Genomic DNA, 19,618 nt, shown 5'->3' with positions numbered 1-19,618 from the left:
AGTGACGAGTGCGGACAGGTGGAGGGAACATGGCGGAGTTCACCATGGAGCTGAACGACGACCAGAAGCAGGTACGGGACTGGATCCACGGCTTCGCGGCCGACGTGATGCGACCCGCCGCCGCGGAATGGGACGAGCGCGAAGAGACTCCGTGGCCCGTCATCCAGGAGGCCGCCAAGGTCGGCATCTACTCCCTGGACTTCTACGCCCAGCAGTTCTTCGACCCGACCGGGCTCGGCATTCCGATGGCCATGGAGGAGCTCTTCTGGGGCGACGCCGGGATCGCGCTGTCCATCGTCGGCACCGGGCTCGCGGCGATCGGCGTCGTGGCCAACGGCACCGAGGAGCAGATCGGCACCTGGATCCCCCAGATGTACGGCACCCCCGACGACGTGAAGGTCGCCGCCTTCTGCTCCTCCGAGCCGGACGCCGGCTCGGACGTCGGCTCCATGCGCACCCGCGCGGTCTACGACCAGGCCAAGGACGAGTGGGTGCTCAACGGCACCAAGACCTGGGCCACCAACGGCGGTATCGCCAACGTCCACATCGTCGTGGCGGTCGTCGACCCCGCGCTCGGCACCAAGGGGCACGCGTCCTTCATCGTGCCGCCCGGCACGCCCGGGCTGTCCCAGGGGCAGAAGTTCAAGAAGCACGGCATCCGCGCCTCCCACACCGCCGAGGTGGTCCTGGAGGACGTACGGGTCCCCGGCAACTGCCTGCTCGGCGGCAAGGAGAAGCTGGACGAGCGGCTCGCCCGGGCCCACGAGCGCGCCCGCAGCGGCGGGGGCGAGCGGGTCAAGAACGCGGCCATGGCCACCTTCGAGGCCTCCCGTCCGGCCGTCGGCGCGATGGCCGTGGGCACCGCGCGCGCCGCGTACGAGGTCGCCCTCGACTACGCGAAGACCCGCACGCAGTTCGGCCGCCCGATCATCGACAACCAGGGCGTGGCCTTCCAGCTCGCCGACATGCGCACGCAGATCGACGCCGCGCGGCTGCTGGTGTGGCGGGCGTCGTGGATGGCGGTCGCGGGCCGGCCGTTCGAATCGGCCGAGGGCTCGATGTCCAAGCTCTTCGCGAGCGAGGTCTCCAAGAAGGTCACCGCCCAGGCCGTCCAGATCCTCGGCGGCAACGGCTACACCCGTGAGTACCCGGTCGAGCGGATGCACCGGGACAGCGCGATCTACACCATCTTCGAGGGCACCAGCGAGATCCAGCGGCTGGTGATCGCGCGGACGATCTCCGGCATGCCGATCCGCTAGCGCGGGGCCGGACGGGTTCGGCGGCTCCAGCCCGGCGGACCCCGCGCGGTGCCTGCCTGCGGATCCCCGTGCCGACGCGGTCGCGGGCTGCCGGTCCGCCGGCGCAGGGTTCGCCGGGTCGGCGCCCGTGGCCCCACGGGCCGGCGGCCGCTTCGGCCTACGGGATCACGGGCTCGCGGAGCCCTTTCGGCGCCGGACGCGGCTGTCCCGCCTGCCTGTGGGCCCGAGAGTCGACGGGGTCATGGGCTGCCGGTCCGCAGGGGGGCGCGCTGGGCGCGCTCCGCGTCACCGCCTGCGGGCCGGTGCGGATTTCGGCGGGCCGGTCCCGCTTCCGGTGGTCGTGCGATCTCGGCGTGCCGATCCGCTCGCGCGGGGGTAGACGGGTCCGGCGCAGCTTTGGAGCTGCTCCGTGGGCGGCCCCGGCCGGCCGGGCCTCAGCGCAGGGGGGCCAGGCAGCTCGTGGTCGTGCCGCCGGGGCCGTACTCGGGGTAGGCGTAGAGCTCGCCGTCCGCGCAGGTCGTGCCGGGACCGAGGTGGCGGGTGACGCGGTACTCCGCGTTCGGTGAGTCGCAGGGCTCCACGAGCAGGGTCTGGCCGGAGCCCTTCGCCACGTCGCGCACGCACTGGCCGACGCTCAGCCTCGTCGGCTCCTCGTCGCCGGCCAGCAGGCCCAGTACCACGAGCGTGGGGATCGCGAGGGCGAGGAGCGCGAGCGGCGCGAGGACGAGCAGCGCCGGCGCACGCCGCCACAGCGGCCTGCCCGGGTCGAGCGCCGGGCGGAAGCCGCCGGACGGGGGAGCGAGCCTGCGGAAGGCCGCCCGCGGGCCGAGGTTCATGAGCAGGGTCACGGGGGTGATGAAGAGGGACAGCGGGCTCCACCAGCCCTGCCACAGGGTGTCCGACGACATGCCGCGGTAGGTGGCCAGGCCGCAGTCCCGGCAGAACGGGCCCCGGCGGCTCAGGAACCGTGCCAGCACGACCAGGCCCTGGTGGCCCCGGACGGTGGCGGGCGCGGCCGGCCAGGCCCCGCACACGCTGCAGCCGTGGCGTCCCGGCTGCGGGTGGGTGCCGTACGCGCCGTACGGCTGCTGCGGGCCCGTGAACACGGGGCCGCCGTACGGGCCGGGTCCCTGGTGCTGCGGGGCTGGCGGTGGCGGAGTGGCCACGGATCTTCTCCTCTTGCGGTGCCGTGATCACCGGCGCGGTGATCACGGCAGAGTAGCCCGCACCGTCAGCGGGCCAGCAGCCGGGCGATGGCGCGGCCGAAGAGGAGGCGGCCGGCGGCCGCCACCGCGGGGTCGAGGGCGCGGGGGAGGCCGCGCAGGCGCAGTTCCTCGCGCCAGTGGACCTCCGAGCCGCCCGTGGGAAGGGGGCGGATCTCGATCTCCGCCCAGCCCGTCACCGCCCGGCCGCGCTTCTCCAGCCGGACGAGCCCCGGCGAGTCCGCCGCGGGCGGCCGCCAGACCACGACCTCCATCCGGTCGTCGAATGTGATCCTGCCCACACCTGTGCGGGCCGTGAAGATCGTTCCCGCGTGCGTCGGAGGAGGGGTCTCGACGATCGTCCGCGTGAGGGGGACCTGCGCTCCGTGGCGCTCCCAGTCCGTGAGCCGCGACCACGCCTCGGCGGCCGGTGCGGACGAGCGGTGAACGATCCGGATAACGGGCATGAGCGCATGGTAATCGGGCATACACACCGTGAACTGGACGGCGAATATGGGTTCCGTCCGGGGGTGGCGATCAGTAATACTCGCCGCCACCGTGGATCGCGGATTCGACCGGGTGACCACCGGCCCTCCCGCCCCACTTCGCGAGGAGGTGCGCCAATGTGCTCCCACCAGCCCCCCTGCCCAGCCGCCGACAGCGCCGACCACGACGCCGCCCGCATTATGGCCTCCCACCCCGAACAGGGATGGAGCCTGCTGTGCAACGGAGTCGTGATCTTCGACGACACCGGTGAACTGCTCCCCGACAGCCGTGCGGTCGAACCCCGCCGCCCGGCCCTGGTCTGAGCGAGGAGGCAGCATGCGCCAGCAGCTGATCCGAAAGCCCGTCCCCAAGCCCGCCCCCCGAGACCTGGACCTGCGCACACCGTCGGGCAGACCCCTCCCGTACTGACGGGAGCCCCGATGCGGTTACGCAGCGCGCCGTCCGCGGGCTGGGTTCAGCCCGTGGGCGCCGCCGCCCCGCCCCGGAACGCCGCCTCGAAGGCCGCGTTTCCGATTGCCGCCCGCGCCTGCCGTTCGCCCTGGTCCCGTACGGCCGTCAGCGAGGGTGACCCCATCTGCGGCCGGCCCACGGTCCGCCACCACGCGTGCCCGGTGCCCAGCAGGCGTGCCGCCAGCTCGCCGTCGCCCAGCCCGGCCACGGCCGCGGCCAGCAGGTCCAGGCCCAGCGCGATGCCCAGCCGGTCGCCGAGGAGCCGCTTCCCGGAGAGCATGGCCCGCACGTGCCGTGCGGCCTCGCCGTGGTCGCCCATGCCCAGCGCGGCCACCGCCAGGATGTAGTCCGCGTACGCCCGCATCCAGCGCTCGCCCAGCTCCGCGCAGGCCTCCCGCAGTGACCGCGCCTCCTCGGTCGCGTCCCCGAAGCGCCCCAGGGCACACAGGGAGTAGCTGGTGGACAGCTTGCAGAGCAGCCAGCCCGGTCCGGTGGTCCGCCCGCCGTGGGCGGCCCGGGCCTGCGGGCCGGACAGTTCCAGGGCCCGTACCGGGTCGCCCGGCATCAGGACCGACGCCGCGTGCAGGTAGGCGGCGCGCAGTTCCCGTTCCGGGTCCGCCAGGTGGGCCGCGTCCCGCGCGCACTCCTCGCCGAGGCGCCGGGCCTCGTCCATGTCCCCCTGGAGCACCATCGTCAGCCCGAGGGCCCACAGGGCCTGGTTGTACGCGAGTTCTGTACGCGGGGCGAGCCGCAGGGCGCGTTCCAGGAACGCCCGGCCCTCGTGCACGTGCCCGCACGCGAACCAGTAGAACCACAGCGCCCCGGCCATCTCCAGTGCCGCCGTCGGGTCGGCGGTGAGCAGGTGCTCCAGTGCGGTGCGCAACTGCGCGTGCTCGGCGGTGATCCTGCGGTACCAGTCCACCTGCCCCGGACCCATCCAGCCCCGGTCGGCGGCGTGCGAGAGCGCCGCGTACCAGTGGGCGTGCCGGTCGGTGACCAGTTGGGTCTCGCCGAGTTCGGCGAGCCAGTCGTTCCCGTACTCGCGGATCGTGTCCAGCAGGCGGTAGCGGGTGCCGGCGCCCCGTTCCTCGGTGCGCAGGACCACGGACTTGGCGGCGAGACCGGCCAGTACGCGTTCCACCCGGGCGGCGGGCAGCGGGCCGCCCGCGCACACGGCGCGCGCCGCGGCGATGTCGAAGTCGCCGGTGAACACCGAGAGCCGGGCCCACAGGAGCCGTTCCAGCGGCTCGCACAGCTCGTGGCTCCAGCCGATCGTGGTCCGCATCGTCTGGTGCCGGGGCGGCCGCGGGACACGGACGTCCGAGAGCATCTCGAAGCGTTCGCCGATCCGCTCGGCCATCTGCTCGACCGTCCACAACCGCAGCCGGGCGCCCGCGAGTTCCAGGGCGAGGGGGATCCCGTCCAGACGCCGGCACACCTCGGCGGCCACCGCGGTCCGCTCCGGGTCGGCGAAGACGGCCGCGGCGCGGGGGCTCGCGGCGAGGGCGCGGGCCCGGAAGAGGGCCAGGGCGTCGCTGTCGGGACCCTCGCAGGGCAGCGGACGCACCTCGACGACGTCCTCGATCGCGCTGCGCAGCGGCTCGCGGGAGGTGACCAGGATGGTCAGCCCGGGCGCGGACTGCAGGAGTTCGCCCGCCAGGTGCCGGCAGTCGGGGACGAGGTGCTCGCAGGTGTCGAGGACGAGCAGGAGCTCCCTGTCGGCCATCCAGGCGCACAGCTCCTCGTCGAGGGGGCGCGGGGAGTGGTCCAGGAGGCCGACGGCGTGCGCGACGGTCGCGGTCAGCAGGGCCGGATCGCGCAGCGGTGACAGCTCGACCCACCAGACGCCGTCGGGCCGGGCCTGGCCGGCGTCGGCGACCGCGCGCAGGGCGAGCCGGGACTTGCCGACGCCTCCCACCCCGGTCAGGGTGATCAGTCTCCGCTCGCGCAGCAACCGTCCGAGCAGGTGCAGTTCGGGCTCCCTGCCGATGAAGCTCGCGGGCTCCTGCGGCAGGTTGCCCGGAGGTGTCCCGGCGCCCGGTTCGGGGACGCCGTCCGTGGAATCTGGCTGATTGTCATTGACCGAGTACTCACCGAACACGGGAGTATTGTGCGTGATCTTCTTATCCCACCGTGCCGTTAAGGCCGGATCGGGTGCCCCCGGATCACGCGACGAGCGTGATCCGCCGCTCCGCGGAGAAGGCGCCCCAGTTGCCGTCGGGGAGCCTGGCCCGCAGTTTCACGGTCCATTCGGTGCCTGCCGGTTCGGCCACCGTGAGGCGGTGTTCCACCCGGCCGGTGGGCACCGCGCCCGCACCGAACTGGATGACGGTCGTGGGACGTCCGTTGACGTACAGCTCGTACTCGGCGGTGGGGCGGCCGGTGTCGGGGGCGGTCCAGGTGAGGGTGACGGCGCCCGGTGAGGCGGTCGCGGTGAGCTCGGCGGGGGCGGTGCCCGGCCCGTCGCCGGAGGCGGGCGGCGTGCTCACGTCCACGGCCGGGCCGTCGGGGGAGGAGTTGTCGGCGCCGTCGCGGGCCCGGACCGTGAAGGTGTAGACGGTGTCGGGCCGCAGGCCGGTCAGGGTGGTCGCGCTCTCGCCGGGGCCGGCCGTGTGGATGCGTACGCCGCCCTGGTGGACGTCGTAGGCCGTGACGCCCGAGTCGTCCGTCGAGGGGGTCCACGCCACCCGGGCGGACCGGGGTCCGGTCGCGACGGCGGTGGTGGTGGCGGGGGCGGAGGGCGCCGTGCGGTCCTCCGCCTTGGCCGCCGGGGTGGTCGCGAGCGCGGCCGGAGCGGCTTCGGAGAGGTTCCCGGCGGCGTCCCGGGCCCGCACGGTGAAGGAGTAGCCGGTCTGCGGGGTGAGGCCGGTGATGTCCACCATGGTCTTCTCGGCCGGGAGTTCGCGCACCGGCCTGTCGCCCTCGAAGACCTGATAGTGCGTCACTCCGTCCCGGTCCGCGGCCGCGTTCCACATGACGTGCACGGAGGTGGCGCTGCCGGCCTGGGCGGTGAGTCCGGTGGGGGCGGACGGCGGCTCGGTGTCGGGCGCGGTGCACGCGCTGAGGCCCGTGAGGACGGTGAGGGACAGGAAGAGGGCGAGCGTGGGGGCGCTGCGTCGCACGGGGTGCCTTCCTCGGCTTCCGTAAAGGTCTAGACATATATGGCACGGGAGGCGGGAGGGCGACAAGACCTGTGCGTAACGGACCGGCGATGTGACCCGATTCGTCGACTTCTGATCACGTCTGGCATTATTGCCAGCTCTTTGCAATAACGGATGAACGTGAACAGGGATGTGCAGAGCATGACGGCCCGGACAGTACGGGGAGCGGCCAGGGCGACACTGGCCGCCGCACTCATCACGGGCGTGGCGGCCTGCTCCACCCCCGGAGCCGGGGCCGGCGGCGCGGCCGGCGCGGACTCGGTCGTGGTCGGCACGGCCACCGAGCCGGAGAGCCTCAGCCCGCTGCTCGGCTACGGCAAGGACGGCAACTCCAAGATCTTCGACGGTCTGCTCACGCACGACGCGGACATGAAGCTGAAGCCCGCGCTGGCCGCGTCCCTCCCGGAGGTCTCCGCGGACGGGCGCACCTACTCCTTCACGCTGCGCCGGGGCGTCACGTTCAGCGACGGGGCGCCCTTCTCCGCCAAGGACGTCGTCTTCACCTACCGGACGATCCTCGCCCCGGGGACGAACAACGCCTCCAAGACCGAGCTGGACGCGATCGAGGCCGTCGAGGCGAAGGGCGAGGACACCGTCGTCTTCACCCTGAAGTACCCCTACGCCCCCTTCGCCGAGCGGACCGTCCTGCCCATCGCCCCCGAGCACATCGCAGGCAAGCAGGACGTCAACAGCGGCGACTTCACCACACGGCCCGTCGGCACCGGCCCCTACGTGCTCGCCGGCTGGTCCAAGGGCGAGAAGCTCAGCTTCAGGGCCAACCCCGGCTACTGGGGCGGCGAGCCCGCCGTCAAGAAGTTCACCATGGCCGTGATCAAGGACGACGACGTACGCGCCACCCGGCTGCGCTCCGGCGAGCTGGACGGTGCCATCCTGCCGCCGAACCTCGCCGAGGGCTTCGCGAAGGACACCACGCGCCGTACGTACGCCGCCAAGACCTTCGACTACCGCAACGTGACCCTCCCGACGCACCACAAGGTCACCGGCGACCCCGCAGTCCGCCGGGCACTGGACATCGCCGTGGACCGCACGGCCATGGTCGACAAGCTGCTCGAGGGCGCGGGCAAACCCGCCTTCGGCCCGGTGCCCACCGACAGCCCGTGGTTCACGGCCGGCACCGAGCGCCGCCACGACCTCGACGGCGCCCGCAAGATCCTCGACGACGCCGGCTGGAAGGCCGGCGAGGACGGGATCCGCACCAAGGACGGGGTCCGCGCCTCCTTCCCGCTCTGGTACACCTCCGGCGACAAGATCCGCCAGGACCACGCCCTCGCCTTCGCCTCCGACGCCAAGAAGGCCGGCATCGACGTCAGGACCGAGGCCGGCACCTGGGAGGTCATCGAACCCCGGATGAAGACCGAGGCCGTCCTCGCGGGCGGCGGCTCACCGGCCGACCCGGACTTCGACCAGTACCTGCTGCTGACCTCCTCGCTGGGCGGCGACGGCTTCAACAACATGGCCCGGTACGACGATCCGGCCGTGGACACCGCCCTCGCCGAAGGGCGCCGCAGCGCCGACCCGGCCGCGCGCAAGGCCGCGTACGACACCGTGCAGCGCCGGCTCGCCGAGAACCCGGGCTACGTCTTCCTCACCCACATCGACCACCTCTACGTCGTGAACGACAAGTGGGACGGACTCGGCACACAGGTGGAGCCGCACGACCACGGCCTCGGCGCCGGCCCCTGGTGGAACGTCGAGACCTGGAAGCCCCGGCAGAAGTGAGCCGTCCGCAGTGACCACCCGCCCCGCCCGCCTCCCCTGGAGGCCGATGGCGCGCATGGCGGGGCGGCGGACCCTGTCCGCCGTCCCCGTCCTGCTCGCCGTCACCTTCGGCGTCTTCGCCATCGCCGCGCTGTCCCCCTTCGACCCCGTCAAGGCCTACGCCGGCACCGCCGGGCTCACCGCCTCACAGGCCGAACTCGACCAGCTGCGGATCAACCTCGGCGCGGACCAGCCCCTGGCCGCACGCTGGTGGGACTGGCTGACGTCGGCGCTCACCGGCGACCTCGGCACCTCCGCCGTCATGCGCCAGCCCGTCGCCGACGTCATCGCGGAGCGGGTGGGCTGGTCGGCGCTGCTCGCCGCCTGCGCCTTCACCGCGGCCGTCCTCGCGGGCACCGTGCTCGGGGTGCTGGCCGCACGCCGGACGGGAGGACCGCTCGACCGCGCCGTCTCCGCGCTCGCCTACACCCTGGAGGCCGCCCCGGCCTTCTGGCTGGCGCTGCTCGCCATCTGGTTCTTCTCGGTACGGCTCGGCGTGCTGCCCTCGGGCGGCCTCACCGACGCCGGCAGCGACACGGTCACCTTCGCGCAGGTCGCCTCCCACCTCGTGCTCCCCGCACTGGTGCTGGGCGTCTCCCAACTGCCGTGGTTCTTCCTCTACGTCCGCCAGGGCGTCGCCGACGCGCTCGGGGAGGACCCCGTACGCGGCGCCCGCGCACGGGGTCTGGCCGAGCGCCGGGTCCTGCTCGGCCACGCCCTGCGCTCCGGGATGCTGCCGATGCTGACGCTGATCGGCTCCCGGGTGCCCGAACTCATCACCGGAGCACTGCTGGTGGAGACCGTCTTCAGCTGGCCGGGCATCGCCGCGGCAACCGTGCAGGCGGCCACCTCGGTCGACTTCCCGCTGCTGGCGGCACTGACGGTGCTGGCCACCGCGGCCGTACTCGCCGGCAACCTGCTGTCCGACCTGCTGTACGGGCTGGCCGACCCGAGGGTGGGCTTCGATGGCTGAGCGCCTCTGGCGTCCGCAGGGCCGCACCCGGCGCTCCACGCGCACCCTGCGCGTCCGTGCCTCCGCCGCCGTCATGGCGGTCGTCGTGGCGGCCGTCCTGCTCGTGCCCCCGCTCGTGCAACTGGACCAGCAGGCGGTCGACCTGGCGGCGAAGCTGCAACCCCCGTCGTGGGCGCACCCCTTCGGCACCGACGACGTCGGACGCGACCTGCTGCTGCGATGCGTCCACGGACTGCGGGTCTCCCTGCTCGTCGGCCTGGTGGCCGCACTGGTCGCCACCGTGATCGGCACGGCGGTGGGCGCCGCCGCGGGCGCGCTCGGCGGCTGGACCGACCGGGTCGCGATGCGGGTGGTGGACACCCTCTCCTCCATCCCGCACCTGCTCCTGGGCATTTTCATCGTGGCGCTGTTCCGGCCGGGCGTCTGGCCCGTCGTGGCCTCGGTCGCGGTCACCCACTGGCTCTCGACGGCCCGCATCGTCCGCGCCGAGGTCCTGTCCCTGCGCGGCCGGCCCTACGTGGACGCGGCCGTCTCCGGCGGCGCCTCGCGGTGGCGGGTCGCCGTACGCCACCTGGTGCCCGGCATCCTCCCGCAGGCCGGACTCGCCGCCGTGCTGATGATCCCGCACGCGATGTGGCACGAGTCCGCCCTGTCCTTCCTGGGTCTGGGACTCCCGGCCCACCAGGCGAGCCTGGGCAACCTCGTGCAGAGCGCGCGCGGCTCGCTGCTCGCCGGGGACTGGTGGCCCACCCTCTTCCCCGGCCTCCTCCTGATCGTCCCGACCCTGGCCGTCGCCGGACTCGCGGGCGCCTGGCGCGAACGCCGCAACCCGCGCCGCCGCTCGGAGCTGACCCTGTGAACCCCTCGTCCCCCGTCCCCGCCGCCACCGACGGAGCCGACGGCCGCCCCGGCGGGGCCGAGCCCGTCCTGCGCGTCGAAGACCTCTCCGTCCGCTTCCGCATGCCCGCGGGCCGGTACGTGGAGGCCGTCACCGGTGCCACCTTCGCCCTGGCCCCCGGCGAGGCCCTCGCCCTCGTCGGGGAGAGCGGCTGCGGCAAGTCCGTACTCGCCTCCGCCCTCCTCGGCCTGCTCCCGGGCAACGCCGAGACCGCCGGATCGGCCCGCCTCGCCGACGGCCTCGACCTGCTCGCCGCCGACGAGCGCACCCTCGCCCGGACCGTACGCGGCCGGCGCGTCGGCCTGGTCCCGCAGAGCCCCGCCGCCCACCTCACCCCGGTGCGCACCATCCGCTCCCAGCTGGAGGAGACCGTCCGGGAGCTGACCGGCACCCGGGCGCCCGCCCTGCGCGCGGCCGCCGAGGCGGCCGCCGGGCGCGCCGCCTTCCCCTCCTCCCACCTCGACCGCCACCCCCACGAACTCTCCGGCGGCCTCGCCCAGCGCGCGGCCACCGCCCTCGCCCTCGTGGGCGACGCCCCGCTGCTCCTGGCCGACGAGCCGACCACCGGGCTCGACCGCGACCTCGTCCTGCGCACCGCCGACGAGCTGCGCGCCCACACCCGCGCCGACGGCCGGGCGCTGCTGCTGATCACGCACGACCTGGCCGCGGCCGAGCGGATCGCCGACACCGTCGCCGTCATGTACGCGGGGCGGATCGTCGAGACCGCACCGGCCGGAGCCTTCTTCGCCGGCCCCGGGCCCCGCCACCCCTATGCCCGTGGCCTCCTCGACGCCCTCCCCGAACGCGCCTTCACCCCCGTCCCCGGGGTCCCGCCCGAGCTCGGCGCGCTCCCGCCCGGCTGCGCCTTCGCCCCCCGCTGCGCGTCCGCCGACCCGCTCTGCCGCACCCGGCGGCCCGCGCTCACCGAAGGGGTGGCCTGCCACCATGCTTGAGCTCAAGGACATCACCGCGGGCTACGACCGCCGCGCCCCCGCGGTCCGCGGCGCGCACCTGAGCCTGCACCCGGGGGAGTCCCTCGGCCTGCTCGGTCCGAGCGGCTGCGGCAAGTCCACCCTGGCCCGGGTCGCCGCCCTGCTGCACCGGCCCGACCGGGGGACCGTCACCCTCGACGGCCACGCCGTGACCGGCTTCGCCCACCGGGCCCCGCGTTCCCTGCGCACCGCGGTCGGTGTCGTTTTCCAGCAGCCGCGCCTCGCCGCCGACCCGCGCCTGCGGCTGCGCGACCTCGTCGCGGAACCCCTCCGCGCGACCGGCCGGCGTACGGAAGCGGCGGCGCGGGTGGCCGAGTTGGCGCAGCAGGTGGGACTCGGCGCGGACCTGCTCGCCCGCCGACCGCACGAGGTCAGCGACGGTCAGCTGCAACGCGCCTGTCTGGCCAGGGCCTTGGTGCTGCGGCCGCGCTGGCTGGTCTGCGACGAGATGACCGCGATGCTGGACGCCTCCACCACGGCCGCCCTGGTCGCGGTCGTGGAGGACTACCGCGCCGGGACGGGGGCCGGACTGCTGGCGGTGGGCCACGATCCGGTGCTGCTGGAGCGGTGGTGCGGGCGCACGGTCCACTGGAACGAGATCGTCAAGGACCGACCGCCCGTCACGGACGGTCAACACCCGTACGGCGGACACGTCGTTCGCCCGTAAGCAGGCCGCCCTGCGCCACCATGACGGTGACTCAGGAGGTCTCGATGGTGCTTTCCCTCTCCGTGGTCGTCCTGCTCCTCATCCTCGCCTGGATCTTCCTGCGCAGCGGCGGGCTGAAGTTCTCGCACGCCCTCGTCTGTGTACTCCTCGGCTTCTACCTCGCGAGCAGCAGCATGGCCGCAACCATCCACAACGGCCTGACGGCCACCGCGAACGTGGTCTCCAGCCTCCACCCTTGATCGACTGACTGTTGCGCCTTCGTGAATCCTCCGGCGCATGCATGGACTCCTCCGACACTGCGATCTAGCGTCTGGCGGCGGCGCGATGTCAGACGCAATGTCAACAGCACTGTTGCGACACGGAGGAAGTCCGGATGTTCCGAAGAGCGCTGAACTGCGCCGCAGTACCCGTCGTGGCCGCCTTCACGCTGCTCCACGGCGGGTCCGGGGCCCAGGCCGAGGAGATACCCAAGTCGCCGGGCCACCGGCTGATCACCCACTACGAGGGCGGCCCCGCGACCGCCGCTCCGCTGCCGGGCGAGGCCCCGCCGCAGCACCCGTACCTCGCGCCCAACGGCCGCAGCGGCATGCACTCCGACGCGGCCGGGAGCGCCACCTCGCCCTGGTCGGGCCCGCTCGGCAGGAACCTCCGGGTGACCAGTGAGAAGATCGCGGCCCTCGGCGGCGAATGCGCCACCGCCACCTTCGACTCGGGCGGCCGCCTCGTCACGGTGTGCGGCACCTTCTCGGGCTTCAAGGTCAAGCTCCTCGACCCGCGTACGCTCGCCACGCTCGCGGAGTACGGGCTCCCGCAGCGCTCCTCGACCGTCGAGGCGATCACCTCGCTCGACTTCGCGAAGATCTTCAAGGACACCTCGGGCGGCGCCTACTTCTACCTGGACGACCAGGACCGCGCCGTCCTCGCCGACTCCCGCCAGCACGTGCTGCGCCTCGCGCACTCCCAGAACCCGGACGGCAGCTGGAAGTTCACCGTCGACGACGACTGGGACCTCACCGGCCACGTCCCGCACGACTGCGTGACCTGGACCAACCTGCGGCCCGGCGGAACCTGCGACCCCGTCACCTCCGTGATGCCCGACTGGGACGGACGCATCTGGTGGGTGACCCGCCAGGGCCGCGTCGGCACCGTGGACCCGGCGACCTCGCAGATCCGCTCGGTGCGACTGGAGGGCGAGGAGATCCAGAACTCCTTCTCGGTCGCCCAGGACGGCGTCTCCATCGTCTCCGACCACGCGCTGTACAGCTTCCGGGCGGCCGCCGACGGGACCCCCGAGGTGCAGTGGCGCCAGACCTACGACCGCGGGACCGGTACCAAGCCCGGTTCCGTCAACCAGGGTTCTGGCACCACACCGGACCTCTTCGGCAACGGCTACGTCGCCATCACCGACAACGCCGACGACCGGATGAACGTCCTCGTCTACCGGCGCGGCACGGACGTCGCCGCGGACCGCAGGCTCGTCTGCAAGGTCCCCGTCTTCGGCTCGGGCGCCTCGACCACCGACAACTCCCTGATCACCTGGGGCAACAGCATCGTCGTCGAGAACAACTACGGCTACGAGAACCCCACCAGCCTGCTGCTGGGCAAGTCCGTCGTGGGCGGGGCGGCCCGCATCGACGTCCGCGCGGACGGCAGCGGATGCGACACGGTGTGGGAGAGCGCCGTGCGCGCGCCGTCCGTGGTCCCGAAGCTCTCCACCGCGAACGGGCTGATCTACTTCTACGAGAAGGAGCCCAACGCCTGGGGGATCGACGGCTGGTACCTCACGGCCGTGGACTTCCGCACCGGCGAGCGCCGCTGGCGGCAGCTGACCGGCACCGGCCCGCTCTACGACAACAACTGGGCGCCCATCACGCTCGGCCCCGACGGCACCGCGTACGTCGGAGTCTTCAACGGCATCGTCGCGGTCCGCGACCACTGAACCCGGCGGACCGCCGGCCTTCGGAATCTCCTCGGGGGCCGGCGGCCCCGCGTGTTGCGAGGGCTACCTCCCGCCCCGCCCCGCCCGCAGCCGGTCGATCGCCGCGAGCCTGGCCCCCACGTCCAGGTCCCACAGCCGTACGGTGCCGTCCGTGCTGCTGCTCGCCACCGTGCCCCCGTCGGGGGCGAAAGCGACGCCCCACACCGCGTTCGTGTGTCCGGACAGCGCCGCCAGTGTGCGCCGGCCGGCCACGTCCCACAGGCGCACCGTGCGGTCGTTGCCGCTGCTCGCCAGCGTGTGGCCGTCGGGGGAGAAGGCGATGCCCCGGGCCGAACCGGTGTGCCCGGACAGGGCCGCCTCGAAGCGGTGGCGCCGCGCGTCCCACAGCCGTACGGTCCCGTCGTTGCCACTGGTGGCGAGCGTGCGCCCGTCGGGGCTGAAGGCCACGCCCCGGACCGCGCCGGTATGCCCGGTGAGGGTGGCGAGCGGGCGCCGTCCGGCCACGTCCCACAGCCGGACCGTCAGGTCGTCACCGGCGCTCGCCAGGGTGCGTCCGTCGGGGCTGAACGCCACGTCGTTGGCGAAGTCCGTGTGGCCGCCGAGGGTGGCGATCCGGCGGCGCGAGGCGACGTCCCACAGCCGGACCGTGCCGTCGGAGCCGGCCGAGGCCAGCGTCCGGCCGTCAGGTGCGAAGTCCACCGCGAACACGGTCCCGCCCTGGCCGGCCAGCGTGGCCGACGGGGTTCCCGCCGCGACGTCCCACAGCCGGACCGTGCCGTCGGAGCCGGCCGAGGCCAGGGTCCGGCCGTCCGGCGCGAAGTCCACCCCGAACACCGTCTCGCTGTGCCCCTCGAAGGAGGCCACGACCCGGCGCCCCGCCACGTCCCACAGCCGGACCGTGTGATCCGCCTCCGCCGTGGCCAGCAGCTTCCCGTCCGGGCTGTACGCGGCGTGCCACACCTCCGTGAACGGCCGCGGGGCCAGCACCGCGCCCCGCAGGTCCCACAGCACCACCGACTGGTCGAAGCCGGCGGTGGCCAGCATCGCGCCCCGGCTGTCCACGGCCACACCGAGCACGTAGTCGGTGTGCCCGGCGAGCGTCGCCGTCAGCCGGCCGCCGGCCACGTCCCACATCCGGGTGGCGCCGTCGCCGCCCGCGCTGACGACCGCCCGGCCGTCCGGTGTGAAGGCGACGCCGTTGACGTCGTCGCTGTGCCCGGTCAGCACGGCCGTCGTCCGGAGCCCGGCCACGTCCCACAGCCGTACGGTCCGGTCCACGCCCCCCGTGGCGACCGTCCGGCCGTCCGGGGCGAACGCCGCCCCCAGCACCTCGTCGGTGTGTCCGGACAGGACGCCGAGCGCACGCGCCTGCGCCGGGTCCCACAGCCGTACCGTCCGGTCGGCGCCGGCGGAGACGAGCGTGCGGCCGTCCGCGGCGAAGGACAGGGCGTTGACCCGCCCGGCGTGCCCGGCCAGGGACGCGACCTCGCCGTACTCCCCGGTGGTCTCCCACAGCCGGACCGTCCCGTCCGGGCAGCCGGTCGCCACACTCCGCCCGTCCGGTGCGAAGGCCACGGCCCGCGCCCCCGTCGTGCTCGCCGGGAGCACCGCCCTCGTACGGCCGTCGGCGGTGTCCCAGAGCCGCGCGGGGCCGTCCGTGGAGGTTGCCGCGAGGGTCCGGCCGTCCGGGCTCACGGCGACCGAGCGGACCCGCCCGGGCAGCGTGAAGGTCGCTGTCGTGCGCCGGTCGGACACCCGCCGCAGGGTCACCGTCCCGTCGGAACTGCCCGTCGCCAGGATGCCGTTGTCCGGCCCGAAGGCCACCGCGTTGACGGGCCCGCCGTGCCCGCCCAGCCGGGCGACGAAGGGCTGCGACTGCGTGCTCAGCAGCGCCCCGCGCGCCTCGCTCGTCCCGGCGGTCCGGTACGCGTCCCCGGCGAGCAGCATCGAAGCCTCCGGCTGCCCCGCTGCCAGCGCCGCCGACTGCAGGGCGAGCGCCCGTGAACGGGCGATCCGCTCCTGGCCGAGCGCCCCCGAGCGCTGCTGGTACGCGAGCCCGCCGGCGCCCACGGCCAGGACCAGCAGGACGACCAGTGTGGCCAGCATCCGCTGGCGCAGCCGCGCCTGCCGGGCGGCCTGCCGCTCCCGCCCGTCCTGCGCCGCCAGGCTCTCCCGGAGGAAGGCCGCCTCCCCGGGAGCGAGGCGGCTCCGGCCGTCGAGTTCGTCCGCCCAGGAGCGGGCGGTGTCCAGCCGGGTCCCCCGGTGGAGCGCCGACGGATCGCGGCCCTCGCGCTCCCACTCGGCTGCGGCGTGGGCCAGTTGCTGGTGGATCAGGAGCCCCGCCCGGTCGGCGCTGATCCAGCCGCGCAGCCGCGGCCAGGCGTGCAGCAGGGCCTCGTGGGTGATCTCCACGGTGTCGCTGTCCATGGTGATCAGGCGGGCCCGTACGAAGGTGTCGAGCGCGGCCGCGGCGGGGCCCGCGTCGGCCAGTTGTTCCATGAGGGCCGTCCGGCTCATCCGGCGCCGCGTGGCGCCCGTACCCTCGGCGACGTGCACCAGCCGCACCAGGATGCGCCGGAGCGTGTTCTGTTCGGCGGGGTAGAGGCGGGCGAACACCTCCTCGGCGGTCCGGGCGACGGCCCCCTGGATGCCGCCGGTGCGCTCGTACCCGGCGACGGTCAGGGCGGCGCCCTCGCGCTGGCGCCAGGTGGCCATCAGGGCGTGGGAGACCAGCGGCAGCGCGCCGGAGGGCGTCGTCCCGCCCGGAGTGTCCTCGCGCAGGCCCACGTCGCGCAGCAGCAGCGGGACCAGCCCCGGTTCGAGGGAGAGGCCCGCGAGCCGGGCCGGGCGGGTGATCGACTCCCGCAGTTCCTCGGGCGACATCGGCGCCAGGACGAACAGCCCGCCCTGGAAGACCGGTGCCAGCTCCGGCAGGTCCAGGCAGTTGCCGGTGAAGTCGGCCCGTACGCCGAGCACCACGACGGCCGGATCGCAGGGGGTGGGCGCCGGACCCGGGACGGCGAGCGCGCACAGCACCCGTACGAACGCCCGGCGCTCGTCCTCGTCGGTGCAGAGGGTGAACAGCTCCTCGAACTGGTCGACGAGCAGCACCGCGCGCAGGGGCGGCGGCCGCAGGTCCGGGGCTGCCGTCGGGTCCGGCTCCGCCAGCCGGTGGACCGCTTCGAGCAGGGCGGACGGGCGCTCCCGCAACTCTCCTGCGGTGACGCCGAGATCGCCGCCCAGCACCTTCGCGGCCCGGCCGAGCAGTTCGTCCAGCGGGTGCGCGGTCGGGGTGAACCTGACCACCGGCCAGCCGTCGGCGCCCGGCATCGGGAAGCCGCCGCCGCGCAGGGCGGGTACGAGGCCGGCGTTCAGCAGGGAGGACTTGCCGGCGCCCGACGGGGCCACGAGCACCAGCGGCCCGGCGCCGATCCGCTCGAAGACCCGTTCGGCCAGCTCGGCGGTGGCCCGCTCCCGGCCGAAGAACCACCGGGCGTCCCGCGCGGTGAAGGCGGGCAGGCCGCGGTAGGGGCATTCGCCCTCCGCCCGCGGCCCGGCCGGGCCGGGGACGCCGCCGAGCGCGGCATCACCCTCCGGGGCCTCCGTCTCCCGGGCCATCCGCAGCAGTTCACCCCCTGCCCGCAGCACGTCGTCGCAGCGCCGCGCGACATCGACGGTGACGCGCTTCGAGCCGGTCTCGATCTTGCTGAGATAGCCCTTGCTGTAGTGCGTCTCGCGCGCGAGGTCCGCGAGGGACAGCCCGCGTTGCAACCGCAGACGTCTCAGCTGGGCAGGGAAGGGCCGTGCGGTGTCGTCGGACTCCCGCAAGTGGTCGGTCTTCCGCCGGCGGTCCGGATCCCCCAAAACATCCCCCATGGCGTGCGCGCCCAGGCAGCGAGGTGGTGCTGCCCAGGCTACCGCCAGAGGCGGCCGGAGAACTCGATCTTCCAGCCGGTATGACGAGAACAGGAACGTCCGGAGCCGTCGCGCGCGGCGGCTCCGGAAGGCCTCCTCGCGGGGGCGCTACGGGTTGAGCCGGATCGAGTTGACGGGCGTGAGGTCGGCGTACACACCGGTCTTGGAAGCGATGGGGCGGCCGCAGCCCGCGCCGTTGGAGCCGGTGCACAGGTTTGCGGTCGCACCGCCGTACTGATTGTTGAGCACCCAGTGGTTGCCGAACTGATGGGTGAGGTTGTGGGCCCCGTACCTGGAGAAGACGTGGGACGGCTTGACGGCCGGGTTCTGGTTCTGAGGGTAGATGCAGACCGCCCCGTCCGGGCATCCCGCCCAGGCGTCGACCGGCTTGGCCTCCACCGAAGCGCTGAGCGCGACCACGGCGACGACGGAGGTGACGAGAGCGGCGGCGCCGCGGAACAGCTTGCGCATGGTTTCCCCTTGCGGTTCGTGCCTCGTGTTGACGGCTCCACACTCGCCGCGCCGGGGCGGCCGGGGCGGCCGGGTCGACGGGTTGCCCGTTGCCCGTTCCGAGGCCGACCGGGAAACAGGTGATGACCTGCGCGGCTGTCGGCCGGAGGGCAACGGCGCCCGCCGGGCCGCGCCACCGGTATGACGATCCACTCTCCGGGCGTCAAAATGCGGCCGTTTGCCCACGGCATGCATCGATACGCTCACCCAGTGTGGCGATATGTCTCAATCGCCCATAACTTCTGCATTGTGACGAACCGACAACTCAAGTCCCTCACGTGCATCGCCGTCGTCATGGCCGCCGGTTTCGGCGTGTTCGCGCCACCCGCATCCGCGGCCGGACACCGAGTGCACCCGGGCGACTCGATCCAGGACGCGGTGGATGCCGCGCGGCCGGGCGACATCATCACCGTGATGCCCGGCACCTACTACGAGAACGTGCTGATCACGAAGAGGCTGACACTGCGCGGCTGGGGCGAGCGGACGGTGATCAGGCCGCCTGCCGCGCAGACGCTGCCCGCCACGCCGAAGGCGTCCGGACGCGCCGCCCTCGCCTGCTCCCAGGCCGACACCGGCATCTGCGTCATGGGGACCGAGGAGCGGCCCGTCACCGGGGTCGAGATCCGCGCGCTCACCGTCTCGGGCTTCAAGCGGAACGGCATCTGGGCCTCGTACACCGACCGGCTGAGCGTCGAGCGCGTGATCTCCGAGAACAACAGCACCTGGGGCATCGCCCAGGAACGCTCCACTCGCGGGTTCTTCCGCGACAACATCGCCCGCGACAACGCCGAGTCGGGCATCTTCATCGCCAACACGGTCGCGCGCGAGGGCGGCGCCACCGACACCCAGGGCGCCGTGATCCGGGGCAACAGGCTGACCGGCAACCGGATCGGCGTCACCGTCCGGCGCGTGCGCAACCTCACCGTCAGCGGCAACACCCTCACCGGCAACTGCGGCGGCGTCTTCGTCGTCGGCGACGAGGGCGAGCCCGGCGCCGGGGACCTGAGCATCCGCGGCAACCGCATCCACGCGAACAACAAGTTCTGCAAGGGCAACAGCCGCCTCCCCGACATCCAGGGCGTCGGCATCGTCCTCACCGGCGCCGAAGAGACGATCGTGCGTTCGAACTCCATCCGCGGCAACGTCGGATCCTCCCCGCTGTCGGGCGGCATCCTGCTGTTCAAGAGCTTCGTGGGCGCGACGAACACCGACAACGTCATCGAGGACAACGTGGTGAGGGACAACCTGCCGGCCGACCTGGCCAACCAGGGGGCCGGGTCGGGCAACCGGTTCCTCAACAACCGGTGCGACACCTCCGTGCCGACCGGCATGTGCTGACCCGTGCTCCCCCTCATCAGGAGAATCG

General features: G+C 73.6%; 16 protein-coding genes. 10 read left to right on the top strand and 6 right to left on the bottom strand.

Annotation, left to right across the window (positions count from 1 at the left end):
* Nucleotides 1–29: 29 nt before the first annotated feature.
* Complete coding sequence (locus tag E6U81_RS32015; RefSeq protein ID WP_136233525.1) at nucleotides 30–1,259, top strand: acyl-CoA dehydrogenase family protein; 1,230 nt, start codon at nucleotides 30–32, stop codon at nucleotides 1,257–1,259.
* Nucleotides 1,260–1,693: 434 nt separating this feature from the next.
* On the opposite strand, the gene E6U81_RS32010 is transcribed toward E6U81_RS32015, so the two are convergent.
* A complete protein-coding gene (locus E6U81_RS32010; protein ID WP_240804134.1) occupies nucleotides 1,694–2,425 on the bottom strand; it encodes a hypothetical protein in 732 nt (243 codons plus the stop codon).
* Nucleotides 2,426–2,490: 65 nt separating this feature from the next.
* Nucleotides 2,491–2,928 carry an SRPBCC family protein gene (locus E6U81_RS32005; RefSeq protein WP_136233524.1) on the bottom strand — a complete coding sequence of 146 codons (438 nt, stop codon included), beginning with the start codon at nucleotides 2,926–2,928 and terminating at the stop codon, nucleotides 2,491–2,493.
* Between the two features lie 156 nt (nucleotides 2,929–3,084).
* Between E6U81_RS32005 and E6U81_RS32000 the strand changes: the two genes are divergently transcribed.
* Entirely contained in the window at nucleotides 3,085–3,270 is a 186-nt protein-coding gene (locus tag E6U81_RS32000) for a DUF5999 family protein (protein ID WP_136233523.1), read from the top strand.
* Nucleotides 3,271–3,422: 152 nt separating this feature from the next.
* Here E6U81_RS32000 and E6U81_RS31995 read toward each other — a convergent pair whose 3' ends face one another.
* Together E6U81_RS31995 and E6U81_RS31990 are read right to left on the bottom strand one after the other, a co-directional pair.
* Nucleotides 3,423–5,519, bottom strand: a complete 2,097-nt coding sequence (locus E6U81_RS31995; RefSeq protein ID WP_136233522.1) for an NB-ARC domain-containing protein — start codon at nucleotides 5,517–5,519, stop codon at nucleotides 3,423–3,425.
* A gap of 64 nt (nucleotides 5,520–5,583) precedes the next feature.
* A complete protein-coding gene (locus E6U81_RS31990; protein ID WP_136233521.1) occupies nucleotides 5,584–6,540 on the bottom strand; it encodes a fibronectin type III domain-containing protein in 957 nt (318 codons plus the stop codon).
* Nucleotides 6,541–6,720: 180 nt separating this feature from the next.
* On the opposite strand from E6U81_RS31990, the gene E6U81_RS31985 reads away from it, so the two are divergent.
* From E6U81_RS31985 to E6U81_RS31955, 7 genes are all read left to right on the top strand, one after another.
* Entirely contained in the window at nucleotides 6,721–8,319 is a 1,599-nt protein-coding gene (locus E6U81_RS31985; RefSeq protein WP_136233520.1) for an ABC transporter substrate-binding protein, read from the top strand.
* Between the two features lie 46 nt (nucleotides 8,320–8,365).
* Complete coding sequence (locus E6U81_RS31980) at nucleotides 8,366–9,331, top strand: ABC transporter permease (protein WP_136233519.1); 966 nt, start codon at nucleotides 8,366–8,368, stop codon at nucleotides 9,329–9,331.
* On the top strand, nucleotides 9,324–10,190 hold the full coding sequence (locus E6U81_RS31975) for an ABC transporter permease (RefSeq protein ID WP_136233518.1): 867 nt from the start codon (nucleotides 9,324–9,326) through the stop codon (nucleotides 10,188–10,190). Before E6U81_RS31980 ends, E6U81_RS31975 begins: the two co-directional genes overlap by 8 nt.
* 101 nt (nucleotides 10,191–10,291) lie before the next feature.
* Nucleotides 10,292–11,182: an ABC transporter ATP-binding protein gene (locus E6U81_RS31970; protein ID WP_136233554.1), complete on the top strand. Its 891-nt coding sequence runs from the start codon at nucleotides 10,292–10,294 to the stop codon at nucleotides 11,180–11,182.
* Nucleotides 11,175–11,888: an ATP-binding cassette domain-containing protein gene (locus E6U81_RS31965; RefSeq protein WP_136233517.1), complete on the top strand. Its 714-nt coding sequence runs from the start codon at nucleotides 11,175–11,177 to the stop codon at nucleotides 11,886–11,888. Before E6U81_RS31970 ends, E6U81_RS31965 begins: the two co-directional genes overlap by 8 nt.
* Before the next feature lie 44 nt (nucleotides 11,889–11,932).
* Entirely contained in the window at nucleotides 11,933–12,127 is a 195-nt protein-coding gene (locus tag E6U81_RS31960) for a hypothetical protein (protein WP_136233516.1), read from the top strand.
* A 134-nt stretch (nucleotides 12,128–12,261) separates the two neighbouring features.
* Nucleotides 12,262–13,827: a hypothetical protein gene (locus tag E6U81_RS31955; protein ID WP_136233515.1), complete on the top strand. Its 1,566-nt coding sequence runs from the start codon at nucleotides 12,262–12,264 to the stop codon at nucleotides 13,825–13,827.
* 63 nt (nucleotides 13,828–13,890) lie between these two features.
* Here the strand turns inward: E6U81_RS31955 and E6U81_RS31950 are convergent, their stop codons facing one another.
* Nucleotides 13,891–17,703 carry a helix-turn-helix domain-containing protein gene (locus E6U81_RS31950; RefSeq protein ID WP_136233514.1) on the bottom strand — a complete coding sequence of 1,271 codons (3,813 nt, stop codon included), beginning with the start codon at nucleotides 17,701–17,703 and terminating at the stop codon, nucleotides 13,891–13,893.
* A 147-nt stretch (nucleotides 17,704–17,850) separates the two neighbouring features.
* Entirely contained in the window at nucleotides 17,851–18,213 is a 363-nt protein-coding gene (locus E6U81_RS31945; protein WP_136233513.1) for a hypothetical protein, read from the bottom strand.
* 333 nt (nucleotides 18,214–18,546) lie between these two features.
* Here E6U81_RS31945 and E6U81_RS31940 point away from each other — a divergent pair, with 333 nt between their 5' ends.
* The gene (locus tag E6U81_RS31940; RefSeq protein WP_136233553.1) at nucleotides 18,547–19,590 is read left to right on the top strand and encodes a right-handed parallel beta-helix repeat-containing protein; all 1,044 of its coding nucleotides are present in this window, start codon (nucleotides 18,547–18,549) and stop codon (nucleotides 19,588–19,590) included.
* The last annotated feature ends 28 nt before the right edge of the window (nucleotides 19,591–19,618 follow it).

Origin of the sequence: Streptomyces sp. A0592 (assembly GCF_004795115.1) — a bacterium.
Classification (GTDB): domain Bacteria; phylum Actinomycetota; class Actinomycetes; order Streptomycetales; family Streptomycetaceae; genus Streptomyces; species Streptomyces erythrochromogenes.
Note: the sequence above shows the minus strand (reverse complement) of the source record. Positions and strands in the feature narration are given on the sequence as shown.